Origin of the sequence: Streptomyces sp. NPDC101237, from assembly GCF_044767465.1 — a bacterium.
In the GTDB taxonomy this organism is placed as follows: Bacteria; Actinomycetota; Actinomycetes; order Streptomycetales; family Streptomycetaceae; genus Streptomyces; species Streptomyces gramineus.
Genome location: NZ_JBIWNY010000016.1, coordinates 15,743 through 41,076, shown reverse-complemented (window position 1 = coordinate 41,076; position 25,334 = coordinate 15,743). Strand labels below are relative to the sequence as shown.

General features: G+C 71.5%; 22 protein-coding genes. 10 read left to right on the top strand and 12 right to left on the bottom strand.

Annotation, left to right across the window (positions count from 1 at the left end; genetic code table 11):
• Positions 1–122: 122 nt before the first annotated feature.
• Positions 123–1,049 (bottom strand): carbohydrate kinase family protein, encoded by a 927-nt coding sequence (locus ACIRQ9_RS24125; RefSeq protein ID WP_404177041.1) that lies wholly within the window; start codon positions 1,047–1,049, stop codon positions 123–125.
• Entirely contained in the window at positions 1,046–1,954 is a 909-nt protein-coding gene (locus ACIRQ9_RS24120) for a pseudouridine-5'-phosphate glycosidase (RefSeq protein ID WP_404177038.1), read from the bottom strand. Before ACIRQ9_RS24120 ends, ACIRQ9_RS24125 begins: the two co-directional genes overlap by 4 nt.
• Before the next feature lie 99 nt (positions 1,955–2,053).
• Here ACIRQ9_RS24120 and ACIRQ9_RS24115 point away from each other — a divergent pair, with 99 nt between their 5' ends.
• Positions 2,054–2,476, top strand: coding sequence for a VOC family protein (locus ACIRQ9_RS24115; protein WP_404177035.1), 423 nt, complete (start codon positions 2,054–2,056; stop codon positions 2,474–2,476).
• A gap of 22 nt (positions 2,477–2,498) precedes the next feature.
• On the opposite strand, the gene ACIRQ9_RS24110 is transcribed toward ACIRQ9_RS24115, so the two are convergent.
• Together ACIRQ9_RS24110 and ACIRQ9_RS24105 are read right to left on the bottom strand one after the other, a co-directional pair.
• Positions 2,499–3,053, bottom strand: coding sequence for a methylated-DNA--[protein]-cysteine S-methyltransferase (locus ACIRQ9_RS24110; protein WP_404177032.1), 555 nt, complete (start codon positions 3,051–3,053; stop codon positions 2,499–2,501).
• A 47-nt stretch (positions 3,054–3,100) separates the two neighbouring features.
• Entirely contained in the window at positions 3,101–3,970 is an 870-nt protein-coding gene (locus ACIRQ9_RS24105; protein WP_404177029.1) for a glycerophosphodiester phosphodiesterase, read from the bottom strand.
• Between the two features lie 278 nt (positions 3,971–4,248).
• On the opposite strand from ACIRQ9_RS24105, the gene ACIRQ9_RS24100 reads away from it, so the two are divergent.
• From ACIRQ9_RS24100 to ACIRQ9_RS24075, 6 genes are all read left to right on the top strand, one after another.
• Positions 4,249–5,115 (top strand): MHYT domain-containing protein, encoded by an 867-nt coding sequence (locus ACIRQ9_RS24100; RefSeq protein ID WP_404177026.1) that lies wholly within the window; start codon positions 4,249–4,251, stop codon positions 5,113–5,115.
• A 40-nt stretch (positions 5,116–5,155) separates the two neighbouring features.
• Complete coding sequence (uvrB, locus tag ACIRQ9_RS24095; RefSeq protein ID WP_404177023.1) at positions 5,156–7,300, top strand: excinuclease ABC subunit UvrB; 2,145 nt, start codon at positions 5,156–5,158, stop codon at positions 7,298–7,300.
• Between the two features lie 158 nt (positions 7,301–7,458).
• Positions 7,459–8,037, top strand: coding sequence for a TerD family protein (locus ACIRQ9_RS24090; RefSeq protein WP_351326329.1), 579 nt, complete (start codon positions 7,459–7,461; stop codon positions 8,035–8,037).
• 39 nt (positions 8,038–8,076) lie between these two features.
• Positions 8,077–10,056, top strand: coding sequence for a TerD family protein (locus tag ACIRQ9_RS24085; protein WP_404177020.1), 1,980 nt, complete (start codon positions 8,077–8,079; stop codon positions 10,054–10,056).
• 222 nt (positions 10,057–10,278) lie between these two features.
• A complete protein-coding gene (locus tag ACIRQ9_RS24080; protein ID WP_404177017.1) occupies positions 10,279–11,280 on the top strand; it encodes a TerC family protein in 1,002 nt (333 codons plus the stop codon).
• A gap of 251 nt (positions 11,281–11,531) precedes the next feature.
• On the top strand, positions 11,532–12,632 hold the full coding sequence (locus ACIRQ9_RS24075; RefSeq protein WP_404177014.1) for a calcium:proton antiporter: 1,101 nt from the start codon (positions 11,532–11,534) through the stop codon (positions 12,630–12,632).
• A gap of 25 nt (positions 12,633–12,657) precedes the next feature.
• On the opposite strand, the gene ACIRQ9_RS24070 is transcribed toward ACIRQ9_RS24075, so the two are convergent.
• The gene (locus tag ACIRQ9_RS24070; RefSeq protein ID WP_404177011.1) at positions 12,658–13,929 is read right to left on the bottom strand and encodes an MFS transporter; all 1,272 of its coding nucleotides are present in this window, start codon (positions 13,927–13,929) and stop codon (positions 12,658–12,660) included.
• Between the two features lie 172 nt (positions 13,930–14,101).
• Between ACIRQ9_RS24070 and aroQ the strand changes: the two genes are divergently transcribed.
• Positions 14,102–14,575, top strand: a complete 474-nt coding sequence (gene aroQ / locus ACIRQ9_RS24065) for a type II 3-dehydroquinate dehydratase (RefSeq protein WP_404177008.1) — start codon at positions 14,102–14,104, stop codon at positions 14,573–14,575.
• 4 nt (positions 14,576–14,579) lie between these two features.
• Here aroQ and ACIRQ9_RS24060 read toward each other — a convergent pair whose 3' ends face one another.
• From ACIRQ9_RS24060 to ACIRQ9_RS24040, 5 genes are all read right to left on the bottom strand, one after another.
• Positions 14,580–15,332 carry an amino acid ABC transporter ATP-binding protein gene (locus ACIRQ9_RS24060; protein WP_404177005.1) on the bottom strand — a complete coding sequence of 251 codons (753 nt, stop codon included), beginning with the start codon at positions 15,330–15,332 and terminating at the stop codon, positions 14,580–14,582.
• A complete protein-coding gene (locus ACIRQ9_RS24055) occupies positions 15,329–16,231 on the bottom strand; it encodes an amino acid ABC transporter permease (RefSeq protein ID WP_404177002.1) in 903 nt (300 codons plus the stop codon). Before ACIRQ9_RS24055 ends, ACIRQ9_RS24060 begins: the two co-directional genes overlap by 4 nt.
• Positions 16,228–17,112 carry an ABC transporter substrate-binding protein gene (locus ACIRQ9_RS24050; protein ID WP_404176999.1) on the bottom strand — a complete coding sequence of 295 codons (885 nt, stop codon included), beginning with the start codon at positions 17,110–17,112 and terminating at the stop codon, positions 16,228–16,230. The genes ACIRQ9_RS24055 and ACIRQ9_RS24050 overlap by 4 nt, the downstream gene beginning before the upstream one ends.
• A 448-nt stretch (positions 17,113–17,560) precedes the next feature.
• Positions 17,561–18,217, bottom strand: coding sequence for an MBL fold metallo-hydrolase (locus ACIRQ9_RS24045; protein WP_404176996.1), 657 nt, complete (start codon positions 18,215–18,217; stop codon positions 17,561–17,563).
• A 44-nt stretch (positions 18,218–18,261) separates the two neighbouring features.
• The gene (locus tag ACIRQ9_RS24040) at positions 18,262–18,951 is read right to left on the bottom strand and encodes a maleylpyruvate isomerase family mycothiol-dependent enzyme (RefSeq protein ID WP_404176993.1); all 690 of its coding nucleotides are present in this window, start codon (positions 18,949–18,951) and stop codon (positions 18,262–18,264) included.
• A 224-nt stretch (positions 18,952–19,175) separates the two neighbouring features.
• Between ACIRQ9_RS24040 and uvrA the strand changes: the two genes are divergently transcribed.
• A complete protein-coding gene (gene uvrA, locus ACIRQ9_RS24035; RefSeq protein ID WP_404176990.1) occupies positions 19,176–22,157 on the top strand; it encodes an excinuclease ABC subunit UvrA in 2,982 nt (993 codons plus the stop codon).
• Between the two features lie 390 nt (positions 22,158–22,547).
• Here uvrA and ACIRQ9_RS24030 read toward each other — a convergent pair whose 3' ends face one another.
• The gene (locus ACIRQ9_RS24030; RefSeq protein ID WP_404176987.1) at positions 22,548–23,459 is read right to left on the bottom strand and encodes a carbohydrate kinase; all 912 of its coding nucleotides are present in this window, start codon (positions 23,457–23,459) and stop codon (positions 22,548–22,550) included.
• Positions 23,456–24,571, bottom strand: coding sequence for a LacI family DNA-binding transcriptional regulator (locus ACIRQ9_RS24025; protein ID WP_404176984.1), 1,116 nt, complete (start codon positions 24,569–24,571; stop codon positions 23,456–23,458). The genes ACIRQ9_RS24030 and ACIRQ9_RS24025 overlap by 4 nt, the downstream gene beginning before the upstream one ends.
• 326 nt (positions 24,572–24,897) lie before the next feature.
• Here ACIRQ9_RS24025 and ACIRQ9_RS24020 point away from each other — a divergent pair, with 326 nt between their 5' ends.
• Complete coding sequence (locus tag ACIRQ9_RS24020; RefSeq protein WP_404176981.1) at positions 24,898–25,329, top strand: Rieske 2Fe-2S domain-containing protein; 432 nt, start codon at positions 24,898–24,900, stop codon at positions 25,327–25,329.
• Positions 25,330–25,334: the final 5 nt, after the last annotated feature.

Sequence of the window (25,334 nt, the reverse complement as noted above, 5' to 3'; positions counted from 1 at the left end):
GGGCCCACCCCTTTGTTCAGTGGTGCAGTGCAGGAGCCTTCTTCAGCGGTGCAGTGCGGGAGCTCTTCAGCGGTGCCGTGAAGGAGCGGACCCGCCCGGGAGGCCGTGAGCCTCCCGCTCCGTCAGCGGTCCGTGTCAGTGGTGACGGGCGGTCTGGCGCCCACGCGTTCCACCGCCCTCGCGCCCGCCCGGCAGCCCAGCGCCGCCGCCCGCCCGGGATCCGCGCCCGCGACCAGCGCGGCGAGGAACGCTCCCGTGAAGGCGTCACCGGCGCCCGTGGTGTCCCGGGGCGTCGCCGGTTCGGCCGGCACCCGCTCGGGCACACCGCCCGCCTCGGCAAGCAGCGCGCCGTCCGCCCCCGCCTTGACCACCACCAGCGGCACACGGCGGCTCAACGCGGCCGCCGCGTCGGCCGGATCGGCCAGTCCCGTCAGCAGACGGGCCTCGTCCCGGCTCGGCAGCAGCACGTCCACCCCCTCGACGAGCGTCAGGAAACGGTCCACCCCCAGCGTCGCGAGGAACCCGGCCGACGCCGGGTCCAGGCTCACCGGCACACCACGCGCGCGGGCCGACGCCAGGGCCACCGCCGCCAGCGCCCGGCTCCGCTCGGAGAACAGCAGATAGCCCGACAGGTGCAGCCGCGCGACCCCGTCCAGCAGCCCCTCCGACCAGTCGGCGGGCTCCAGCCGCAGCGACGCCCCGCTGTCCGTGAGGAAGGTGCGCTCAGCCGAGTCGCCGCCGTCCACCAGGCAGACGACCGTCCCCGTCGCGGCCTCGGGATCCACCACCAGCCGTGGCCGCACCCCGGCCGCGACCAGTTCCCGCCGGTGCCACTCGGCCGCGTCCGCACCGACCCGCCCCAGCAGCCGCACGTCCCCGCAGCCCGAACGGGCCGCCCAGCAGGCCACGTTCGCACCGGCCCCGCCGGGCACGGTCCGGATCACGGCAGCGGTGTCCGTGCCGGTGGCCAGCGGCCCCCGGTGCCGTGCGACGACGTCGGTGACGACATCCCCGACGACCAGCAGCGCGCCCTCCCCGGCAGGCGTCACCCCTCGGTCCACGCCGAGGCGATCCGCGCCGCGAGCCGTACGTTGCCGCGGACGGCCGCCAGGTTGGCCTCCAGTGAGGCGCCGTCCGTGTGCCGGACCAGATGGTCGAGCAGGAACGGCGTCACCCCCTGCCCGCTGATCCCCTCCTGGGCGCAGGCGCGCAGCGCGTCCGCGAGCACCCGCGCGTGCAGCTCCGGGGCGAGCTGCTCGGCCTCGGGGACCGGACGGGCGACGACCAGGGCCGTGTCCGCCGCGTCGAGCGCGTCCTGCGCCCGCATGACCGCGGCGACCTGCGCCGGAGTCTCCAGCGTCCATTCCACCGGATAACCGGAGTCGGACAGGTAGAAGCCCGGGAAGCGGTCCGTGCCGTACCCGGCCACCGCCACCCCCAGGGTCTCCAGACGCTGCAGGGTCGCCGGCACGTCCAGGATCGACTTCACGCCCGCGCACACCACCGTGATCCTGGTGCGCGCCAGCAGACCCAGGTCGGCGGACTCGTCCTGGGTCACCGTCCACTCCCGGTGCACCCCGCCGAGACCGCCGGTCGCGAACACCCGGATGCCGGCCAGCGCCGCCAGTTGCGCCGTCGCCGACACGGTGGTCGCGCCGCTCGCGCCCGTCGCCACGGCGAGCGGCAGATCGCGATGGCCCAGCTTGCGGATCCCGTCCCCGTTGGCGACCCGCTCCAACTGGTCCTTGACCAGGCCCACATGGGGGCGCCCGTCCAGCACCGCGATGGTCGCCGGCACGGCGCCCTCGTGCCGTACCGCCTCCTCCAGCTCCAGCGCCACCTGGAGATTGCGCGGGCGCGGCAACCCGTGCGCGATGATCGTGGACTCCAGCGCCACCACAGCCCGGCCCGCCCCGAGCGCCTCACGGACCTCTTCCGACATCACCAGCACCACGCGCCTGCCTCCTGTCCGTCGGTCTTCCCTCATCTCTGGCGGGCGGCACGCCCGGATAAACGCTTGCGACCCGTGCCGGACGCCACCAGCCTGAGCCGCATGACGCATCGCACGGCACGTCTGGACCATGTCGTCCTCTGGGTCGCCGATCCGGCCGCAGCGGCCGACTTCTACGAACGGACGCTCGGCCTGGAGCCGCTGCGGCTCGCCGAGTTCACCGCGGGAGAGGTGGCCTTCCCCTCCGTCCGTCTCAACGAGGAGACGATCCTCGACCTCGCACCGCACACCCTCGCCCCGCGCATGCCGGCGCTCCCCGGCTCGGCGGGCCACCCGGTCAACCACATCTGTCTGTCCCTGCCGTCGTCCGACGCGTTCGACACCCTGCGCGCCCGCCTCGCCGAACACGCCGTCCCCATGACCGACATCGGCCACGACTCCTTCGGCGCCCGCGGGAAGGCCCCGCGCACCTTCTACTTCAGCGACCCCGACGGCAACGTCGTCGAGGCCCGGCACTACGGCTGACCGCCAGGTGCGCCGGGGCGCCTCAGAACAGCGGCTCCGGCAGGACGCCCTCCAGGGCGAGCAGCTTCCGCTTGGTCTCCAGGCCGCCGCCGAACCCGCCGATGCCGCCGTCGCTCTCCACCACCCGGTGACACGGCACGACGACCGGCAGCGGATTGGCGCCCATCGCCGCGCCCACCGCCTGCGCCCCGCCGGGCTGGCCCACCCGCCCGGCCAGGTCGCCGTAGCCGACCACGGTGCCGTAGGGGACGCCGGCGGCCAGTTCGCGCAGCACCTGCCGGTTGAAGCCGGAGATCAGCGACCAGTCCAGCGGCAGCTCGAAGTCCTGCCGGTCGCCTTTGAAGTACGCCCGCAGCTGACGTATCGCCTCGGCCAGGACCGGCGCCGCCGCGTCCTCGACGGGCTCCGCACCCAGCCGGGCCGCCAGCCGCTCCAGGGCCCGCTCCCGCACCGCGTCCGTGGCGTGGAACACCACGGTGACCAGGCCCTCACGGGTCGCCGCCAGCAGCAGCGGGCCGATGTCGGTGCCCACGACGGCCCACACCACCCGCTGCGCGTCCTGCCGTTCGCTGTCCATGCGCCCCACCGTACGGGCCGCCACTGACAACGCGGCCCCCCTCGTGCTCAGCCCGCGCGCAGCGCGGCCCGGACCACGTCCGGCTTGTTGGTGATGATCCCGTCGACGCCGTAGCCGACGGCCTTCCAGGTGGTGGCCGCGTCGTTCACCGTCCACGTGAAGACGCGCAGCGGCTTGCCGTGCGGACCGTGCAGTGCGTGCACGGAGGAGACGTAGCCGGCGGAGATCGAGTCCACCGACGGGTTGACGAGGTCCGTGAAGCCCGCGTACCGGCGCAGGTCCGACACGGGCGGGGTGCCGAGGTATCCGGTGGTCACGGCGGGCCTGAGCCCGTGCACGACGCGCAGGCTGTCGGCGCTGAAGCTCTGCACCACGATCCGGGGCAGGTGCCCGCCGTCCAGCCAGCCCTCGTTCCCCAGCAGTGTGACGATCTGCCGTTCGATGCCCGGGTAGAGCTCGGGGTTCTTGATCTCCAGCAGCAGTTTCTCGTGGTTGTGCTCGATCCTGCGCATGTACTGCGTCAGCGTGGGCACGCGCGTCCCGGTGTACGAGGAGGAGAACCAGCTGCCCGCGTCCAGCCGGGCGATCTCGGCGGCGGTGAAGTCCTTCACCTTCCAGGGCGCCCGGCCGGGGAAGACCTGCTCGACGTCGGTGGTGCGCGCGAGGGTGTCGTCGTGGAGGACCACCAGCCGGCCGTCCCTGGTGCGCTGGACGTCGTTCTCGACCCAGGTGAATCCCAGTGCGGCCGCCTTGTCGACGGCGGCGAGCGTGTTCTCCGGCGCGTAGCCGGAGGCGCCCCGGTGCGCGATCACCGTGGGCTCGCGCGCGTCGCCCGCGCGGGCGGCGGGCACGGGGCTGAGCAGGGCGGCGGTGCCCAGCAGCGCGGTGGTCGTGGCGGCGACAGCACGCGCGTGCATGCGTACTCCTCAGGTCGGGCGGACACGGACAGCACAAGAGTGACAGCAAGGAGTAGCCGTTGGTCGGGTGCGGGACGGCCACGGATTGTGTGGAATTTCCCAAGTCCGCACACCGTTGGCGCACAACTGCGACAGGGCCGTGTTTCTTTGCCGGAATATCGTTCGACCATTCCGGTGCGGGCCATACTCTCTCCGTCAACCCTGACCGCGCGGGCGGTCCTGGGACGGGGGGCGCATTCCACATATTCCGGGACGCAGAGGGTGAAGGGCAGCCACGTATGCAGGGCACGGTCGACGGATTCAGCTACGGGGTGGTCACCCCGCTGGTGGCCTATCTCATGGCCTGCCTCGGCGGCGCCCTCGGGCTGCGCTGCACGACCCGCGCGATGCTGGTGGCACAGTCCTGGCGCCCCGCCTGGCTCGCTCTGGGCTCGGCCGCGATCGGCTCCGGCATATGGACCATGCACTTCGTCGCCATGATGGGCTTCAGCGTCAAGGAGACACCGGTCCACTACGACCGGGCGATCACGTTCGCCAGCCTCGGCCTTGCCGTCCTCATGGTGGGTGCCGGGATCTTCATCGTCGGCTACCGGGGCGCCACCGGGACCGCGCTCTTCACGGGCGGCACCATCACCGGCCTGGGCATCGCCTCGATGCACTACCTCGGCATGGCGGGCCTGCGCCTCAACGGGACCCTGCGGTACAACACGCTCACCGTGGGCGCCTCGGTCGCCATCGGGGTGGTGGCCGCCACCTCGGCCCTCTGGGCGGCCGGGCGGGTCCGCGGATTCCTCTGGAGCGTCGGCGCGAGCCTCGTGATGGGACTCGCCGTCAGCGGGATGCACTACACCGGCATGGCCGCCATGACCGTGCACCTTCACCGTACCGGCGGCACGCTTCCCGGCGACTCGCCCGCCTCCCTGCTCGCCCCCATGCTGGTGGGCCCGCTGGCCTTCCTCTGCCTCGCCGCCGCCGTCGTCGTCTTCGACCCCATGATGGTCCTCGGCAGGCCCGACCGGCTCCCCGCGGAGCACAAGCCCGGCGTCCCGGCCGACGAGGTCACCCACCACCCGAGCCGCCGCCCGCTGCCCCGCGCCGGCCGCAGGCCGAGCCACCAGCGCGCCCGCACCCCGCAGAACCACTGATCAGAGCCGGTTGTCAGTGCGGGGTCGTACGGTTGATGCCATGCGGCCCGTATCCCACATCGAACGCACGGTGGCGCCCTTCAAGGTCGTCAGCCCGTACCAGCCCAGCGGCGACCAGCCGGCGGCCATCGCCGACCTGGCCAGGCGCGTCGGGGCCGGTGAGAAGGACGTCGTCCTCCTCGGCGCGACCGGCACCGGCAAGTCCGCCACCACCGCGTGGATGATCGAGCAGCTCCAGCGCCCCACCCTGGTCATGGCGCCGAACAAGACGCTGGCCGCCCAGCTGGCCAACGAGTTCCGCGAGCTCCTCCCGAACAACGCCGTCGAGTACTTCGTCTCGTACTACGACTACTACCAGCCCGAGGCGTACGTCCCGCAGTCGGACACCTACATCGAGAAGGACTCCTCGATCAACGAGGAGGTCGAGCGGCTGCGGCACTCCGCCACCAACTCGCTGCTCACCCGCCGCGACGTGATCGTGGTCGCCTCCGTGTCCTGCATCTACGGTCTGGGCACACCGCAGGAGTACGTCGACCGGATGGTCCCGCTGCGCGTCGGCGACGAGATCGACCGCGACCTGCTGCTGCGCCGCTTCGTGGACATCCAGTACACGCGCAACGACCTGGCCTTCACCCGCGGCACCTTCCGGGTCCGCGGCGACACCATCGAGATCTTCCCGGTCTACGAGGAGCTCGCCGTCCGCATCGAGATGTTCGGCGACGAGATCGAGGCGCTGTCCACGCTGCACCCGCTGACCGGCGAGATCATCAGCGACGACCAGCAGCTGTACGTCTTCCCGGCCTCCCACTACATCGCCGGCCCCGAGCGGCTGGAGCGGGCGGTCAACGACATCGAGAAGGAGCTGACCGAGCGCCTGGCCGAGCTGGAGAAGCAGGGCAAGCTCCTGGAGGCCCAGCGGCTGCGCATGCGCACCACGTACGACATCGAGATGCTCCGCCAGATCGGCACCTGCTCCGGCGTGGAGAACTACTCGATGCACTTCGACGGCCGCTCGCCCGGCTCGCCGCCCAACACCCTGCTCGACTACTTCCCTGACGACTTCCTGCTCGTCATCGACGAGTCGCACGTCACCGTGCCCCAGATCGGCGCCATGTACGAGGGCGACGCCTCCCGCAAGCGCACCCTCGTCGACCACGGCTTCCGGCTCCCGTCCGCCCTGGACAACCGCCCGCTGAAGTGGGAGGAGTTCCAGGAGCGCATCGGCCAGGCCGTGTACCTGTCCGCGACGCCCGGCGCCTACGAGCTCTCCCGCGGGGACGGGGTCGTCGAGCAGATCATCCGTCCCACCGGTCTCGTCGACCCGGAGGTCGTCGTCAAGCCCACCGAGGGCCAGATCGACGACCTGGTGCACGAGATCCGCAAGCGCACCGAGAAGGACGAACGCGTCCTGGTCACCACCCTCACCAAGAAGATGGCCGAGGACCTCACCGACTACTTCCTCGAACTCGGCATCCAGGTGCGCTACCTGCACAGCGACGTCGACACGCTGCGCCGCGTCGAGCTGCTGCGCGAGCTGCGCGCCGGCGAGTACGACGTCCTGGTCGGCATCAACCTGCTGCGCGAGGGCCTCGACCTGCCCGAGGTGTCCCTGGTGGCCATCCTCGACGCCGACAAGGAGGGCTTCCTGCGCTCCGGAACCTCGCTGATCCAGACGATCGGCCGCGCGGCGCGCAATGTCTCCGGCCAGGTCCACATGTACGCCGACAAGATCACCCCGGCGATGGAGCGGGCCATCGACGAGACCAACCGCCGCCGGGAGAAGCAGGTCGCCTACAACACGGCCAACGGCGTCGACCCGCAGCCGCTGCGCAAGAAGATCAACGACATCGTCGCGCAGATCGCCCGCGAGGAGGTGGACACCGAGCAGCTGCTGGGCTCGGGCTACCGCAAGCAGAAGGACGGCAAGGCGGCCAAGGCCCCCGTTCCGGCCCTGGGCGACAAGGCGGCGAAGGGCGCGAAGGCGAAGGCGGCCAAGGGCAAGGCGAAGGAGACGGTCCCGACCGACCGTCCGGCGGCCGAACTCGCCGGGCAGATCGAGGAGATGACGGAGCGCATGCGTGCCGCCGCCGCGGATCTGCAGTTCGAGATCGCGGCCCGGCTGCGGGACGAGGTCTCCGAGATGAAGAAGGAACTGCGCCAGATGAGGGAGGCGGGCCTGGCCTGACCCCCGATCCGTTACCGGACCCCGGCCAGGGCGCGAAGTGTTGCAACACCGACACAAACCGCGGACCGGGGTTCGGCACTGTCAGTGGTGCTGCATAGGGTTTCGGGCAACCGCGCACTTCGCGGCCACCGGGGACATCCGACGAGGGGACAGCAGCCGTGACCGTCAACATGACCAAGGGCCAGGCCATCAGCCTGGAGAAGAACGACGGCGGCTCCCTGAGCGCGGTCCGCATGGGCCTCGGCTGGAAGGCGGCACCCCGGCGCGGACTGTTCGGCTCGCGCACCCGGGAGATCGACCTGGACGCCTCCGCGGTGCTGTTCGCCGACAAGCAGCCCGTCGACGTGGTGTTCTTCCGCCACTTGGTGAGTGACGACGGCTCCGTCCGGCACACGGGCGACAACCTCGTCGGCGGCGCCGGGCAGGGCGGCGACGACGAGGCCATCCTCGTCGACCTCGCGCGCGTCCCGGTCCACATCGACCAGATCGTCTTCACCGTCAACTCCTTCACCGGCCAGACCTTCCAGGAAGTGCAGAACGCCTTCTGCCGGCTGGTCGACGAGACCAACGGCCAGGAACTCGCCCGCTACACGCTCGACGGCGGCGGCGAGTACACCGCCCAGATCATGGCGAAGGTGCACCGGTCCGGCGCGGGCTGGACGCTGACGGCCCTGGGTGTGCCGGCCAAGGGCCGCACCTTCCAGGACCTGGTGCCCACGATCCTGCCGGTCCTCTAGGACCCGCGCGGCGACACGACACACAGGGGGACATGGGCGATGGCGGCCGAGCTGACGCGCGGGCAGAACCACCCGCTCCCGCGGAACCGGATCGAGATCCGGATCTCGGCCGAGGTGCCGGTGACGGCCGGGGCCACCCTCGCCGACGACGGCGGTCTGGTGCGGGACGCCGGCCGGGTGGTCCATCCCGGCGCACCCACCCTGCCCGGCATCGAGGTCTCCCGGCAGGCGGCCGCCGACCACCGGCTCGCCGTCGACCTCGACGCCCTGCCCGAGGCCGTGCACCGGGTCAGCGTCCTGATCGCCCTGCCCGCGGCGCCCGGCGGCCCGCCCCGCTTCGGCGCGGTCGCCGCGCCGCGCGCCGCGGTCACCGGCCTCGACGGCACCGAGGTCGCCGGGTACACCCTCGCCGGCCTGGACGCCGAGACGGCGGTCGTGGCCCTGGAGCTCTACCGTCGGCAGGGCGCCTGGAAGATCCGCGCGGTGGGCCAGGGCTACGCGGACGGTCTCAGCGCGCTCCTGACCGACCAGGGCCTGCCGCGGGCCGCCGAACTCGCCGGGGAGATCGAGGCGGCCGTGGCTCGCGGCGCGGCCCGGGCCGTCGCGGTACCCACCGACGGCGGCCGCGCCCGCCGTACGGCCGCGCCGGTCGGCGGCCCCGACCCCGCAGGCGCCGCCGTCCCCGGATCCCCGTACGGCGTCCAGGCCCCCGGCGACGGCACCGACCAGCCGGTCCGGTCTGCCGGACCCGAGGCGGCGCTCGACGACGTCCGTCCCGGGATCTCCGAGGACACCGCTGCCGCCGCCGCTCCCGGCGGTCCCGTCGACTACACGCACCCCGGGCGCCGCCGGTCGGCACCGCCCGCGTCCGCCCCGGCCGCCGGACCGGTACCGCCCGTCGCGGGTGACGCGGCCGGCTGGTCCATGGACGAGCGGCTGTACAACCAGGTCTGGGGCATGTTCGAGGACCTGGCGCGCTCCACCGCCGCGTACCGCAGCGCCGTCGACTTCGCCGAGTCCCGCATGGAGAAGGAACTCGACCAGGCCCTCGCCGATCCGCGCAGCCGCCTGGGCTCGGCCGGCGACGTCGCCCGCGAGGCGGCCCGCGCGCGCCGCGACCGGCTGGTCGACCAGGCCCAGGCGGTTCTCGACCGCGACCTCGCCCAGCTCACCGCCGAGTCCGAGGTCGTCGAACCCGCCCTGCCACCGGCGTACGCCCGCTGGGACAACCCCGTCTGGCACGCCTACCGGGAGCCGACGCACCCACCGATGGCCGTACGCCTGGGTGACCTGCACCTTCCGGAGAGCGATCCGCTGCGCGTCCCGCTGCTGGCCCGGCTGCCCCTGGAGCGGGGCCTGTGGATCGACAGCGGCCCCGTCCCGACCTCCGACGGCGGCCTTGGGGACACCGTGGAGCTGCGCCACCTCGCGCTGCACACGGCGGTGGTGCTCGCGGCCCGGCTGCTCGCCGCCCACCCGGCCGGTGAGTTCGGTGTGGAGGTCGTCGATCCGGCCGGTTCCGGAGGGCTGGCGCTGGCTCCGCTGACGGACGCCGGTGTCCTGGCCGGGCCGCCCGCGGTCGGAGCGGCCGGTGTGGCGGACGTGCTGGCCCGGCTGACCGAGCGCGTCGACCTGGTGCAGATGGCCGTGCGCGGTGGCGCGGCCGATGCCCTGCCGCCCGGCCTGGACCTCACGCGGCACCTGCTGATCGTCAACGAGTTCCCGCACGGTTTCGACGACCGGGCCGTCACCCGGCTGCGCTATCTCGCGGACGAGGGTCCGGCCGTCGGTGTCCACCTCCTGCTGGTCGCCGACCGTGAGGACGCCGCGGCCTACGGCCCGTTGCTCGACCCGCTGTGGCGTTCACTGATGCGACTCACTCCGGTGCCGGACGACCACCTAGCCGACCCGTGGGTGGGGCACGCCTGGACGTACGAGCCCTGCCTCGTGCCGCCCGGCAGCCTGGTGCTCCAGGAGGTGCTCCGTCAGGTGGCGACCGCTCGTACCAAGCGCTCGTAAAGTCTCCTTGAGCTGCCATCTTGGCTTTTTCCTTACCAAGCGCTTTACCTTTCCTTGGTGATTGGGGTACTGTTTTCCTCACGGAGGGGAGTACTCCCTGTCTGCTGCGGCGTACCCGTCAATACGGATCCGACCGGATCCCGGGGCGTCGGCCCGTCTCGGGTGGAAGAGACCTCCGGCAGCGACAACGCTGACCTTTGCCGTTCACAAACCGGAGGCACAGTGGATGTATCCGTGACCCTTTGGGTCCTCACCATCCTGGGTCTGGCCGCCCTGATCGCGGTCGACTTCTTCATCGGCCGCAAACCGCACGACGTATCCGTCAAGGAAGCCGGAATCTGGACCGTCGTCTGGATCGCCCTGGCCGGGCTCTTCGGCGCCGGCCTGCTCGTCTTCGGTGGCGGCCAGCCCGCCGGCGAGTTCTTCGCGGGCTTCATCACCGAGAAGTCCCTGAGCGTCGACAACCTCTTCGTCTTCGTCCTGATCATGGCGAAGTTCGCGGTGCCCTCGCAGTACCAGCAGCGGGTGCTGCTCGTCGGCGTCCTCATAGCGCTGGTCCTGCGAGCCGTCTTCATCGCCGCGGGCGCCGCGATCCTCGCCAGCTTCTCGTGGGTGTTCTTCCTCTTCGGCGCCTTCCTGATCTGGACCGCCTGGAAGCTGATCCAGGAGGCCCGATCCGGTCAGGAGGACGAGGAGTTCGAGGAGAACAAGCTGCTCAAGGCAGCGGAACGCCGGTTCGGCGTGGCCGACCGCTACCACGGCACCAAGCTGTGGATCCAGCAGAACGGCAAGCGGGTCATGACCCCGATGCTGGTCGTGATGCTGGCGATCGGGACGACCGACGTCCTGTTCGCGCTGGACTCCATCCCCGCGATCTTCGGCCTGACGCAGGACCCGTACATCGTCTTCACGGCCAACGCGTTCGCGCTGATGGGCCTGCGGCAGCTGTACTTCCTCATCGGCGGACTGCTGAGGAAGCTGGTCCACCTGTCCTACGGTCTGTCGATCATCCTCGGCTTCATCGGCGTCAAGCTCGTGCTGCACGCGCTGCACGAGTCAGGCGTCCATGTCCCGGAGATCAGCATCCCCGTCTCGCTCGGCGTCATCTGCGGTGTCCTGATCGTCACCACGATCACCAGCCTGCGGGCCTCCAGGAAGCAGGCGGCGGCCGAGGCGGCGCAGGGCCGGAGCGAAGGCCCCGCGAAGAACAACATCGACGTCTGACCACCCCGGACGGAGGGGCGACCACCCCGTGGAGCGGTGCGATTCGCAGGGCCGGACCACCGCTCCCGGCGCTCCGCCAAGTGGCGGTGCGCTCCCGGTCGGGGGCGCACCCACCGGCTTCGTGCAGACCCGACCCACGTAACCGACCGACCGCACCCGTACGACCCGGGGGCCTGCCGCGCCGGCGACGGACCCCCGGCATCCGAAAGGACCGGAATGCGAACCCCGTACGCCTCTGCCACCATCGCTGCATGATCACTCGGCTCAGGTCGCTCACCACCCAGTGGACGTTCCTCGTGCCGGTGCTCGCGGTCGTCCTGCTCCTGTTCACCTGGGGCCGGAGTCTGCCCGTCGCGGTCGTCGCCCTGGTGACCGTGATCCTCGCCGGATCCGTCCTCGCCGCCGTCCACCACGCGGAGGTCGTCGCCCACCGGGTCGGTGAGCCGTTCGGCTCCCTGGTCCTCGCCATCGCCGTCACGATCATCGAAGTGGCCCTGATCGTCACCCTCATGGTCGACGGCGGCGACAAGAGTTCCACGCTGGCCCGGGACACCGTGTTCGCCGCCGTGATGATCACGTGCAACGGCATTGTCGGGCTCTGCCTCCTGGTCGCCTCCCTGCGCCACGGCACCGCGGTCTTCAACCCCGAGGGCACCGGCGCCGCCCTCGCGACCGTGGCCACCCTGGCCACGCTCAGCCTGGTACTGCCGACCTTCACCACCAGCAAGCCGGGCCCGGAGTTCTCCGGTGTCCAACTCACCTTCGCGGCCCTGTCCTCACTGATCCTGTACGGCCTGTTCGTCGCCACCCAGACCGTGCGGCACCGCGACTACTTCCTGCCGATCTCCCGGCTGGGCGAGGTCATCGACGGCGACGACCACGCCGAGGCGCCCTCCGCGCGCACCGCCTGGATCAGCCTCGGGCTGCTGGGGCTCGCCCTGATCGGCGTCGTCGGACTGGCCAAGGGCGTCTCACCGACGATCGAGTCCGGCGTACAGGCGGCCGGCCTGCACCAGGCCGTCGTCGGTGTGATCATCGCCCTGCTGGTGCTGCTCCCCGAGACCATCGCGGCCCTGCGCTCGGCCCGCCGCGACCGTGTGCAGACCAGCCTCAATCTGGCCCTGGGCTCCGCCATGGCCAGCATCGGGCTGACCATACCGGCCGTCGCGCTGGCCTCCATCTGGCTCTCCGGGCCTCTGGTCCTGGGCCTCAGCTCGACCCACATGGTGCTGCTCGCGCTCACCGTGGTGGTCAGTTCCCTCACGGTCGTGCCGGGCCGGGCCACCCCCCTCCAGGGCGGCGTCCACCTGGTGCTGTTCGCGGCCTACCTGGAACTGGCGATCAACCCGTAGCGGCGGTCGGTTGTGGCCGAGCCGGTCACCCGGTGACCGGCTCGGCCACGGCCACCGGCACCGGACGCGTCTCCGGCAGCAGCGCGAAACAGCCGAGGCTCAGCAGCGCGACCACGGTCAGATAGGCCGCCACGGCCCACGGCACCCGCCCGCTGTGTTCCGCGAGCGCCGTGGCGACGATCGGCGTGAGCGCGCCCCCGAGCACCCCGCCGAGGTTGTAGCCGACGGCGGCACCGGTGCAGCGCACCCGGGGCTCGTACAGTTCCGGGAGGTAGGCGGCGACGACCGAGAACATGGCGATGAAGGCGATCAGCGCGCCGGTGAACCCGAGGAACATCAGCACGGGTTCGCCCGTCGCCAGCAGTGCGACCATCGGGAACATCCACAGCGCCGAGGCCGTGCACCCCGCCAGGCACAGCGGCCGCCGCCCGTAACGGTCGCTCAGCAGGGCCATCACGGGTGTGAGCGAGCCCTTCACGACCACCGCGGCCATGATGCAGACGAGCATGTCCGTCCGGCTCACCCCGAGCCGCTCCGTCCCGTACGCCAGCGACCAGGTGGTGACCGCGTAGAACACCGCGTACCCGACCGCGAGCGCCCCCGCCGTCAGCAGCACGAGCCGCCAGTGATGACGTACCACCTCGGCGATCGGCACGCGCGCGTGGTCGTCGAGTTCCAGGAACCGCGGGCTCTCGGCGAGCGACGAACGCAGCCACAGTCCGCTCAGTGCCAGCAGACCCGCCGCCCAGAACGGCACCCGCCACCCCCAGTGCGCGAACTGCGCCTCGGACAGGGACGCGGACAGCGCCAGCATCACCCCGTTGGCGAGCAGGAAGCCGACGGCCGGGCCGATCTGAGGAAAGCTCGACCACAGGGCGCGCCGCCCGGGAGGCGCGTGCTCCGCGGTCAGCAGCACCGCGCCGCCCCACTCCCCGCCGAGACCGAGGCCCTGCAGGAAGCGCAGCACGAGCAGCAGGACGGGCGCGGCGACGCCGATCGTGCGGTACGTCGGCAGACAGCCGACCGCGACCGTCGAGGCGCCGGTCAGCAGCAGCGACGCGACCAGGACCGGACGCCGGCCCCGCCGGTCCCCGAAGTGCCCGAACAGCACCGAGCCCAGCGGCCGGGCCACGAACCCCACACCGAACGTTCCGAACGCCGCCAGCGTGCCCGCCAGCGGCGAGAACGTCGGGAAGAACAGCGGCCCCAGGACGAGCGCCGCGGCCGTGCCGTAGACGAAGAAGTCGTAGAACTCGACGGCGGTCCCGGCGAGCGAGGCGGCCGCCAGCCGCAGCATTGAGGGAACCCTTACGGTGCGTACATCGTGCATGCCGCGTCAACTACCCAGGGTGACCATCCGTTACGGGGGCGCACGGTGCCCTTCGCGGGCGCCTCGGCGCACCGTGATAGACCGGTCTGACCCGCGGTCCGCCCAGGTCCGCCCACCGCAGAAACGGACCGGAGGAAGCGTGCCCCGCACCCTGGCCAACGCCCCGATCATGATCCTCAACGGGCCCAACCTGAACCTGCTCGGCCAGCGTCAGCCCGAGATCTACGGCTCCGACACGCTCGCCGACGTCGAGGCCCTGTGCGCCGGTGCGGCGGCGGCGCACGGCGGCACCGTGGACTTCCGGCAGTCCAACCACGAGGGCCAACTGGTCGACTGGATCCACGAGGCACGCCTCGGCCACTGCGGGATCGTCATCAACCCGGGCGCCTACTCGCACACCTCGGTCGCCATCCTGGACGCCCTGAACACCTGCGACGGGATGCCCGTTTTGGAGGTCCACATCTCCAACATCCACCAGCGCGAGTCGTTCCGTCACCACTCCTACGTCTCCCTGCGCGCCGACGGCGTGATCGCCGGCTGTGGCGTACAGGGCTACGTCTTCGGCGTGGAGCGGGTGGCGGCGCTGGCGGGCCCCGGCACCGCCGACGCCTGACGCCTCAGAGCCGTCCGGCTTCCACGATCCGCCGCAGGAAGCGCCGGGTGCGCTCCTGCCGCGGATCGCCGAACACCTGCTCCGCGGTGCCGCGTTCGAGCACGACGCCGCCGTCGAGGAAGCAGACCTGGTCGGCGACGTCCCGGGCGAAGCCCATCTCGTGCGTCGCCAGCACCATGGTCATGCCCTCGTCCTTCAGGTCACGGACCATGGCCAGCACCTCGCCCACCAGCTCCGGGTCGAGGGCGGCGGTGACCTCGTCGAGCAGCAGCAGCCGGGGGCGCACCGCGAGGGCGCGCACGATCGCCACCCGTTGCTGCTGACCACCGCTCAGCCGGTCCGGGTAGGCGCCCGTCCGGTCACCCAGCCCGAGGCGCTCCAGCAGTTCCCGGGCCCGTTCCTCGGCCTCCGCGCGCGGGACGCCGTGCACCCGGCGCGGCGCCAGGGTGATGTTGTCCAGCACGGTCATGTGCGGGAACAGGTTGTACGACTGGAAGACCACGCCGATACGCCGGCGGACCGCGTCCTGGTCGGCGCGCGGCGCGGTGATCTCCTCGCCGTCCAGCCAGATCGCGCCGTCGTCGATCGCCTCGAGCAGGTTGGCGCAGCGCAGCAGCGTCGACTTGCCGGAGCCGGACGCGCCGATCAGCGCGGTCACGGTGTGCGGGGCGACCTCCAGGTCCACGTCCCGCAGCACCACCGATTCGCCGAAGGTCTTGCGGACGGACTCCATGCGCAGGACAGGCTTCTCACTCATATCGATCCTCCCTGGGCCCGCTGCCGGTCCATCCGCGCCGTCACCCAGTCCGTGAACCGGGTCATCGGGATGGTCAGCGCCACGAAGACCAGCCCGGCGACGATGTACGGCGTGTAGTTGAGGCTGCGGCCCACGATGATGTCGGCCGCGCGCACGGCGTCGATGGCGCCGCCGATCGACACGAGACCGGTGTCCTTCTGGAGGGAGACCAGGTCGTTCAGGAGCGGCGGCACCTGACGGCGTACGGCCTGCGGCAGGATCACGTGCCGCAGGGCCTGCCGGTTGGTGAGACCCAGCGAGCGGGCCGCGGCGCGCTGCGAGGGATGGACCGACTCGATGCCGGCGCGGAACACCTCGGCCACGTACGCGGAGTACGTCAGCGTCAGCGCGGTACCGCCCAGCAGCACCGGATCGACCGTCACGCCCTGCAGCCGCAGCGCCGGGACACCCAGCACCACGATCATCAGATTGATGAGCAGCGGCAGCCCGCGGAAGAAGTCGGTGTACGCCGCCGCGAGCGCTCGCAGCGGGAAGAAGACCGGCCCACGCAGCGTACGCGCGATGGCGATGAGCATGCCGAGGACCAGGACGGCGACGCCGCACACGAGCAGCAGCCGGACGTTCAGCCACAGCCCTTCGAGGACCTTCGGCAACGCCTCGCGCGCGTACTGCCCGTTGAAGAACGTCTCCCTGGTGCGCGGCCAGCCGGGCGCGTTCACGACGATCAGGTAGAGCACGGCCGCCGTGACCAGCGTCGAGAGCGCGGCGATCGCGGTGGCACGGCGGGCGCGGACCCGACGGTGACGCTCCCGTTCCAGCCTGCGCGCGGACGGCGTGTAGTCGTCGTCCGCGCGCGTGGGTATGGCGTCCCGGCCGGGACCGTCCTCGACGACGGTCACTTGAGCACCGGCGCGTCGACGGCGTCGGACAGCCACTGCTGTTCGATCTTCGCCAGGGTGCCGTCCTTGCGCAGCGCGTCGACCGCGGTGGTGACGCACGAGGTGAGCGCGCTGCCCTTGTCGAGGACCAGGCCGAACTGCTCGGCCGCGCCGCCCTGGTTCTCGAACTGGCCGACGATCTTCGCGTCCGTCACCTCGGCCGAGGTGATGTAGAAGGCGGTCGGCAGGTCGACCACGATCGCGTCCACCTGGCCGTTCTTCAGCGCCGACTTGGCCTGGTCGTTCTTGGCGTACACGGCGGGCTGCTGCGCGGGCTTCACCACGTCGGTGATGTAGTCGAGGCTGGTGGTGCCGACCTGGGCGCCCAGCTTCAGCTTCTTCAGATCCGCGATGCCGGTCGCCTTGGCGGCCTTGCCGTCCTTGAGCGCGATGACCGCCTGACGGACGTCGTAGTAGCCCGAGGAGAAGTCGACGGCCTTCTTGCGCTCCGCGCTGATGGACACCTGGTTGATGTCGAAGTCGAAGGTCTTCGCGCCGGGCGCGAACGCCTTGTTGAACGGGACGCTCTGCCAGACGACCGCACTCCTGTCATACCCCAGTTGCTTCGCCACGGCGTACGCGACCGCCGACTCGAAGCCCTCGCCGTTGGCCGGCTTGTCGTCCTTGAACCACGGCTCGTACGCCGGTTCGTCCGTGGCGATCGTCAGCTTCCCGGACGTCCGGGTGGCGAGCTTGCCCTTGGCGCAGGTGGCCGTGGCCGACGAGGAGGATCCGCCCGACGCCGTGTCGTCCGGCTGCGGAGCACAGCCGACGGCGGTGGCGAGCAGGGCTATGGTGGCGGCGGCGACGGCGCGGCGCAGGGCGCGTGGGGCAGGATGCATGGCGGGAGAGTGGCAGCGAAAGCCGCGTATGTCCAGGTCAAGCCGCTATCTGTCCGCATGTTGGGAACCGGTGTTGCGGTCTTGTGAACGGTGCCCGCGGCGGAGGGCGGCGTGGGCACGCCGGGGCCGCCGGTCGAGGGCGGGGAATGATGACCGGCGGCCCGTACCGCGCAGGAGCCGTCATCCTGTGCGGGGCTGCCACCAGTTGACCGCGCGACGGCGCGCGGGGGGAGCGTGCGCTTGACCCCGGCGCGTGCGAACTGTTCACACGGGGCGCGCGATGACTCCGCGCGGGCGTGTGCAGTAGTGCGCGCGGGGTGCGGGTGAAGAGGCGTGCGCGGGGCGCGAGTTGGGAGGCGCGCGCCGGGCGGACGCCGAGCCGCGGCCGTCCGGCCCCGCGCGAGTGTCCGACTCCGTGCTCACCACCCGCGCGTGCGTGCCTGCGCGCTCACCACCCGCGCGCGTGCCACTCCGGCAGGTGCGGGCGCTCGGCGCCGAGCGAGGTGTCGTTGCCGTGTCCCGGATACACCCAGGTCTCGTCAGGGAGCGGGTCGAAGATCTTCGTCTCGACGTCGTGGATCAGGCGCGCGAAGGCCTCGGCGTCCTTGCGCGTGTTGCCGACACCGCCGGGGAAGAGGCAGTCCCCGGTGAAGACGTGCGGGTGGCCGTGCGGATCGTCGTAGATCAGGGCGATGGAGCCGGGGGTGTGGCCGACGAGGTGGCGGGCGCGCAGTTCCACCTGACCGACCCGGATGACGTCGCCGTCGTCGACGGGGACGTCGGTGGTGACCGGGATGCCGTCGGCGTCCTCGCGGCCCGCGTAGGTGCGCGCACCCGTGGCGGCCACGACCTCGGCCAGTGCCCCCCAGTGATCGCCGTGCCGGTGCGTGGTGACGACGGACGCGATGCCGTCGTCACCGATCATGCCGAGGAGCGTCTCCGCGTCGCTGGCCGCGTCGATCAGCAGTTGCTCGTCCGTGGCGCGGCAGCGCAGCAGATAGGCGTTGTTGTCCATGGGCCCGACCGCGATCTTGGTGATCATCAGGTCCTTGAGCTCGTGCACGTCCGCCGGTCCGCCGACCGTCACCTCTCCGCTGTACGTCATGGTGATCAGCCTATAGCGGGGAGTGGCGGGCGAGGTGCCGTGCGCTACAGCGGAGGAAGCGCGGGCAGGGTGCCGCCCCGCACCCTCAGGGCCGAGCCGTCCCGGCGGCCGGCGAGCCAGCCGAGCAGATCCGCGGCGCCGCCCCCGACGCCGACCGGTGCCCCCGGGGCGCCGCCGCCCGTGGACCAGACGCGCCCGTCGTCGCAGTGCAGCCCGGTCGAGGGGACGTCCGGATGGCCGCCGAAGCGTTCCGCCAGGAAGTCGATCTCCCGTTCCGTGAATTCCTTCGGAAGGTCCTCCAGGTCGTAACCGATCCCCAGGTCGACGTGGTGCAGCTCGACCTCGACCCAGCGCCGGAACGGCACCCGTGCCGCACTGTCGGTGACGCCGTTGCGCAGCTCCACCGTGCGCGTCCAGTCCGCGGGCTGCGCCCCGCGCCCCTGGAAGCGCGCGCCGCTCTCGCGCAGGTCGGCGAGCTGGGCGTCGAGCGGCCGCGGGGCGTCGCGCGCGATGTCGGCGTCCCGCGCCTCGCCGGAGACGTACATGGGACGTCCGTCGAGGACGTTCGTGAGCGCGTCCGCGTTGCGGGCGAGATGGGCCAGGACGTGACCGACCGTCCAACCGGGAAGCCGTGACGGTCGCGTCACGGACGCGTTGTCCAGTGCGGCGACTGCGGTGAGGAGCCGGTCCGTCGCCTCCTGTACAGACGCCAGGTCATGAGCGTGATCAATCATGGAGCTGACAGTAGCTCCGTCACACCTTCGGGTGAAGGTTTCGCACGTGGTCCGTAAATCGAATGCGCGTGCTATATCGTCGGTGGCGGCGTCGGGCATGCTGGATGGTCCGGGATTGTTTACACATCCAGGAATCCAACCGGCGTTGTCAGTGGCTCCCCCTAGTCTGAAGAAGCACGGGGCCCTGCCCCTGTCACTGCTCTCAAGAAAGGTGCGGACCGGCTGTGGCCGACCGTCTCATCGTCCGTGGCGCGCGCGAGCACAATCTGAAGAACGTCTCGCTCGACCTGCCTCGTGACTCGCTCATCGTCTTCACGGGGCTGTCCGGGTCGGGCAAGTCCTCCCTGGCCTTCGACACGATCTTCGCCGAAGGCCAACGCCGCTACGTGGAGTCGCTCTCCTCGTACGCGCGCCAGTTCCTCGGCCAGATGGACAAGCCGGACGTGGACTTCATCGAGGGCCTGTCCCCGGCGGTGTCCATCGACCAGAAGTCGACCTCGCGCAACCCGCGCTCGACGGTGGGCACCATCACCGAGGTCTACGACTACCTGCGGCTGCTCTTCGCGCGCATCGGCAAGCCGCACTGCCCGGAGTGCGGCCGCCCGATCTCGCGCCAGTCGCCGCAGGCCATCGTGGACAAGGTGCTGGAGCTGCCGGAGGGGAGCCGCTTCCAGGTGCTCTCGCCGCTGGTGCGCGAGCGCAAGGGCGAGTTCGTCGACCTGTTCGCCGACCTCCAGACCAAGGGCTACTCCCGCGCGCGCGTGGACGGCCAGACCGTCCAGCTCTCCGAACCGCCGACGCTGAAGAAGCAGGAGAAGCACACCATCGAGGTGGTCGTCGACCGCCTCACGGTGAAGGACACCGCCAAGCGCCGCCTCACCGACTCGGTGGAGACCGCGCTCGGCCTGTCCGGCGGCATGGTCGTGCTCGACTTCGTCGACCTCCCCGAGGACGACCCCGAGCGCGAGCGCATGTACTCGGAGCACCTCTACTGCCCGTACGACGACCTGTCCTTCGAGGAGCTGGAGCCCCGCTCCTTCTCCTTCAACTCGCCCTTCGGCGCCTGCCCCGAATGCACCGGCATCGGCACGCGCATGGAGGTCGACCCGGAGCTGATCGTCCCGGACGAGGACAAGTCCCTCGACGAGGGCGCCATCCACCCCTGGTCGCACGGGCACACCAAGGACTACTTCGGCCGCCTGATCGGTGCCCTCGCGGACGCTCTGGGATTCCGCACCGACATCCCCTTCGCCGGTCTGCCGCAGCGCGCCCGCAAGGCCCTGCTCTACGGTCACAAGACACAGATCGAGGTCCGCTACCGCAACCGGTACGGGCGCGAGCGCGTCTACACCACGCCCTTCGAGGGCGCGGTGCCCTTCGTCAAGCGCCGGCACAGCGAGTCCGAGAGCGACGCCAGCCGCGAGCGCTTCGAGGGCTACATGCGCGAGGTGCCCTGCCCCACCTGCCAGGGCACGCGCCTGAAGCCGATCGTCCTGGCCGTCACGGTCATGGACAAGTCGATCGCCGAGGTCTCGGCGATGTCCATCAGCGACTGCGCCGAGTTCCTGGGCGAACTCAAGCTCAACACGCGCGACAAGAAGATCGCCGAGCGCGTCCTGAAGGAGGTCAACGAGCGGCTGCGGTTCCTGGTCGACGTGGGCCTGGACTATCTCTCGCTGAACCGCGCGGCCGGCACGCTCTCCGGCGGCGAGGCCCAGCGCATCCGCCTGGCCACCCAGATCGGCTCCGGTCTCGTCGGCGTCCTGTACGTGCTGGACGAGCCGTCGATCGGCCTGCACCAGCGCGACAACCACCGGCTGATCGAGACCCTGGTCCGGCTCCGTGACATGGGCAACACGCTCATCGTCGTCGAGCACGACGAGGACACGATCAAGGTCGCCGACTGGGTCGTCGACATCGGCCCCGGCGCGGGCGAGCACGGCGGCAAGGTCGTGCACAGCGGCTCCCTCAAGGAACTGCTGGTCAACGAGGAGTCGCAGACCGGCCAGTACCTGTCGGGCAAGAAGGCCATCCCGCTGCCCGACGTCCGCCGCCCGCAGGACCCGTCCCGTCAGCTCACGGTGCACGGGGCCCGCGAGAACAACCTCCAGGACATCGACGTCTCCTTCCCCCTGGGCGTGTTCACGGCCGTCACGGGCGTGTCGGGATCCGGCAAGTCGACGCTGGTCAACGACATCCTGTACACGCACCTGGCGCGCGAGCTGAACGGCGCGCGGAACGTCCCGGGCAGGCACACGCGGGTGGAGGGCGACGACCAGGTCGACAAGGTCGTGCACGTCGACCAGTCGCCCATCGGCCGCACCCCGCGGTCGAACCCGGCGACGTACACCGGCGTCTTCGACCACGTCCGCAAGCTGTTCGCCGAGACCACCGAGGCGAAGGTCCGCGGCTACCTTCCCGGACGCTTCTCCTTCAACGTCAAGGGCGGCCGCTGCGAGAACTGCGCGGGCGACGGCACCATCAAGATCGAGATGAACTTCCTCCCGGACGTCTACGTCCCGTGCGAGGTCTGCCACGGCGCCCGGTACAACCGGGAGACCCTGGAGGTCCACTACAAGGGCAAGTCCATCGCCGAGGTCCTGAACATGCCCATCGAAGAGGCCATGAACTTCTTCGAGGCCGTCCCGGCGATCAACCGCCACCTCACGACACTCAACGACGTCGGGCTCGGCTACGTCCGTCTCGGCCAGTCCGCCACCACTCTGTCCGGCGGTGAGGCACAGCGGGTGAAGCTCGCCAGCGAGCTGCAGAAGCGCTCCACCGGACGCACGGTCTACGTCCTGGACGAGCCGACCACCGGCCTGCACTTCGAGGACATCAGCAAGCTGCTGAAGGTCCTCGCCGGGCTCGTGGACAAGGGCAACACGGTCATCGTCATCGAGCACAACCTCGACGTGATCAAGACGGCCGACTGGGTCATCGACATGGGTCCCGAAGGCGGTGCCGGCGGCGGACTCGTCGTCGCTGAGGGAACGCCCGAGGAGATCGCCGCCGTCCCGGCCAGCCACACCGGCAAGTTCCTGCGCGAGATCCTCGGTGCCGACCGCATCAGCGACGCCAGCTCGGTGAAGGCCCCGCGCAGGCCGGCGGCGAAGAAGACCGCGGCCAAGAAGACGGTCGCGGCCAAGCCGGCGGCCAAGAAGGCGGCGCCCGCGAAGAAGGCGACCCGGGCCCGCAAGGCCTGAGGCCGCCGGGCGGCCCGCCCGGACAAATCCAGAAAAGTGGGGGGGGGGCCCCGGGCCCGACCCCCCGGCCCGCCCCCGCGCCCAACCCCCCCCCCCGGACCCGCGCGGGGGCGGCGAACGACGGCTCCAAAACAGCCCCCCGCCCCCCCGGCCCCCCCCGGCCGCGGCCCGGGGGGCCCCCCCCCCCCAACAACCCACCCCCCGGGGCCCCCCCGGGGGACCGCGCCGGGGCCCCCCCCCACGTTCCCTCATCAGCCGCCCGATCTCCGCGGCGGCGTAGAACCTTGACTCATCAACAGCGGACCCGGCACAACCATCGGAATCAGTGAGATCCGGGGAAATCAACGGTACGAGCGGACCGTCACGTCGGCGCGGTAAGCCGAACGGCCGCTACATCGAGCCGAGTTCAGCGGCGTACGGCGGCTCCGCACCCGCCCTGGAGCAGGTGATCGCGGCGGCGCGCGCCGCGAAGCGCAGCAGCCCGGTCCAGCCGTCGGCGTCCAGTCCCGCGAGCGCCTCGGCGGACAGCGCGTCCTGGGCGGCGAGCCCGTGCAGCAGAGCCGCGTTCACCGTGTCGCCGGCGCCGATCGTGTCCACGACGTCGACCCCCTCACCGGGCACGGCGTACACGGTGCCGTCCGGAGTGAAGGCGCTGAGACCCTCACCGCCATGAGTGATCACCACCGCCGAGGGCCCCGCCGCCAGCCATTCGCGCGGGGTGCCGCCCAGCCACAGCGCGTCCTCCTCCGAGAGCTTGAGCAGGGTCACCGAGGGCAGCCAGCTTTTGAACCGCGCCCGGTAGGCATCGGGATCGGTGATCAGACCTGCCCGGATGTTCGGGTCGAGGGCGGTGAACAGCCCCTGCCCGGCCGCACGGCGCAACAACTCCTCGTACGCGCTCGCGCCCGGTTCCAGGACCAGCGAGAGCGTGCCGAAGGACAGGGCACGGGTGGTGGCGGGAAGAGCGGCGGGCGCGGTGAACAGACGGTCGGCGGTGCCGTCGACATAGAAGGAGTAGGAGGCGGACCCCTTGGCGTCGATCGTGGCGGCCGCCAGCGTCGTCGGCTCCGGGCCGCGTTCCACCAGGGAGACGTCGACTCCCGCGCCCCTCAATCCGTCCAGCAGCGCCTCGCCGAAGGCGTCCCGCGAGGCACGGGAGCAGAACGTGGTGGGGGAGCCGAGGCGGCCGAGGGCCACGGCCGTGTTGTAGGGGCCGCCGCCGGGCGCCGGCTGCAGGGGCGCGAGGGCGCCCGCGCCCTGCGGTACCAGGTCGATCAGTGCCTCACCGGCGACGACGATCACGAGAGGGTCCCTTCCTCTGGATGTGCGGAGTGGTCGGAGTAACCGGCATGCCGTGCCCCCGCGGCGGCCCGCGCGGCCGCCGCGGCCTCGCCGTCCGCCTCCGGGCAGCCGCACGACGTCCGGTGCACGAAGGCGCACGGCAGCCGGACGGTCCGCGCGGACCGTCCGGGCGCGGCCAGCCGTTCGAGGAGCACGCGGACCGCCTCGGCGCCGATCTCCCGGCTGGGCTGGGCGACGGCCGTGAGGCGAGGCGAGAACAGATCGGCCCAGGCGAAGTCGTCGAAGCAGCACAGCGCGATGTCGTCCGGCACGCGGAGACCGTGTGCGCGCAGGGCGCGCAGGGCACCGATGGTCATCGCGTTGTTCGCCGTCACGAGCGCCGTGGGCGGCGCGGCGAGTGACATCAGGGCGGCGGTGGCCCGCTCGGCTCCGGCGGACTCGGAGTTCCCGGGGACCACCAGCCCGTCGTCGGCGGGAAGCCCGGCGGCGGCGAGCCCCTGCCGGTAGCCGGTGATCCGTTCATCGGTGGTGCTGAGCCCGGACAGCCCCGCCACCAGGCCGATCCGGCGGTGCCCGAGACCGGCCAGATGGGTGACGAGCCGGGCCGTCGGCTCGGTGTTCTCGGCGCAGACCTGGTCGAAGCGCGGAGCGCCGTCCACACGGTCGTCGACCACCCGGTCCAGGAGGACGGTCGGTACGGCGTGCCGGCCGAGGTAGGCGAGCAGCGCCCCCGGGTCGGCGGAGGGAGCGACGATCATGCCGTCGACGCGGCGCTCGTGCAGGAGCCGGACGACCTTGCGTTCGTGCTCGGGATCGTCGTGCGGATCGGCGATGAGCAGGCCGTAGCCGTGCTCCAGGGCAGCGGCCTCGACGCCCTGGAGGATCTCCGTGAAGTAGGGGTTGCTGATCGCCGACACGGCGAGCCCGATGGAGCGGGTGCGGGAGGTCACCAGGGAGCGGGCGAGGGTGTTGGGCGTGTAGCCCAGCTCCTCGACGGCGTCGAGCACCGCCTGACGGGTGTGGGGCAGCACCGGACGCGTCTCGTTCAGCACATGGGAGACGGTCGCCACGGAGACCCCGGCGCTACGGGCGACGTCGGCCATGGTCGGCATGGGTCCTCCTTCTCGCCGCTTGCCGTCGGTGTGAGCAGGGCCCTTCGGTTCCCTTGCGGGCGGCCACGGGCCCCGGCCGGGAAGCTACTCCATCGAGGCCGCCGCGTAAACGCTTGCGCAAGCGTTTACGCGCGAAGATCCTTCGCCGCCCCGACATGTCCACCGCATCTGCGGCGCCGTATCCGGACCCGCCCCGAAGCGGGACGATCCGCCCGGGTATCGTCGCTCTGCCCTGATCTCGCCGCTCTGCCCTGATCTCGCCGCACCACCTCCGCACCACCTCCGCCCCACCGCACCCGGCAGTCCCACCACCCCTGGAGCCTCCGATGCCAGCCGCCCGCCCCTCCGCCAGCCGCCGTACCGTCCTGAGGGGAGCGGCGGTCACCCCGGTCGCCGGGCTCGGGCTGGCCGCCTGCTCGGCTCCCGGAGGCGGATCCTCGGCGGACGCCACGCCGACCGCCCCCGTGGACCTCGGAGCCGAGACCGAGGTCGCCAAGGGCGGCGCGAAGCTCTACCGGGACCACAACGTCGTCGTGAGCCGGTCCGCCGACGGCGCCCTGAAGGCGTACAGCACGATCTGCACGCACGCGGGATGCGCCATCAACAAACTGCAGGGCACGACACTGGTCTGCCCCTGTCACGGCAGCCAGTTCGACGCGCTCACCGGAAAGGTCGTGCAGTCGCCGGCCACCGAGCCGCTGAACGAAATGCCGGTCAAGGCCGCGAACGGCCGGATCGTGGCGGGGCCGGACGCCTGAACCGG

Bases quoted from the DNA above. Each gene is read 5' to 3' on its own strand.
- ACIRQ9_RS24115 (WP_404177035.1), top strand. From the start codon at position 2,054: ATGACGCATCGCACGGCACGTCTGGACCATGTCGTCCTCTGGGTCGCC.
- ACIRQ9_RS24110 (WP_404177032.1), bottom strand. From the start codon at position 3,053: ATGGACAGCGAACGGCAGGACGCGCAGCGGGTGGTGTGGGCCGTCGTG.
- ACIRQ9_RS24105 (WP_404177029.1), bottom strand. From the start codon at position 3,970: ATGCACGCGCGTGCTGTCGCCGCCACGACCACCGCGCTGCTGGGCACC.
- ACIRQ9_RS24100 (WP_404177026.1), top strand. From the start codon at position 4,249: ATGCAGGGCACGGTCGACGGATTCAGCTACGGGGTGGTCACCCCGCTG.
- uvrB (WP_404177023.1), top strand. From the start codon at position 5,156: ATGCGGCCCGTATCCCACATCGAACGCACGGTGGCGCCCTTCAAGGTC.
- ACIRQ9_RS24085 (WP_404177020.1), top strand. From the start codon at position 8,077: ATGGCGGCCGAGCTGACGCGCGGGCAGAACCACCCGCTCCCGCGGAAC.
- ACIRQ9_RS24075 (WP_404177014.1), top strand. From the start codon at position 11,532: ATGATCACTCGGCTCAGGTCGCTCACCACCCAGTGGACGTTCCTCGTG.
- ACIRQ9_RS24070 (WP_404177011.1), bottom strand. From the start codon at position 13,929: ATGCTGCGGCTGGCGGCCGCCTCGCTCGCCGGGACCGCCGTCGAGTTC.
- ACIRQ9_RS24060 (WP_404177005.1), bottom strand. From the start codon at position 15,332: ATGAGTGAGAAGCCTGTCCTGCGCATGGAGTCCGTCCGCAAGACCTTC.
- ACIRQ9_RS24050 (WP_404176999.1), bottom strand. From the start codon at position 17,112: ATGCATCCTGCCCCACGCGCCCTGCGCCGCGCCGTCGCCGCCGCCACC.
- ACIRQ9_RS24045 (WP_404176996.1), bottom strand. From the start codon at position 18,217: ATGACGTACAGCGGAGAGGTGACGGTCGGCGGACCGGCGGACGTGCAC.
- ACIRQ9_RS24040 (WP_404176993.1), bottom strand. From the start codon at position 18,951: ATGATTGATCACGCTCATGACCTGGCGTCTGTACAGGAGGCGACGGAC.
- ACIRQ9_RS24025 (WP_404176984.1), bottom strand. From the start codon at position 24,571: ATGCCGACCATGGCCGACGTCGCCCGTAGCGCCGGGGTCTCCGTGGCG.
- ACIRQ9_RS24020 (WP_404176981.1), top strand. From the start codon at position 24,898: ATGCCAGCCGCCCGCCCCTCCGCCAGCCGCCGTACCGTCCTGAGGGGA.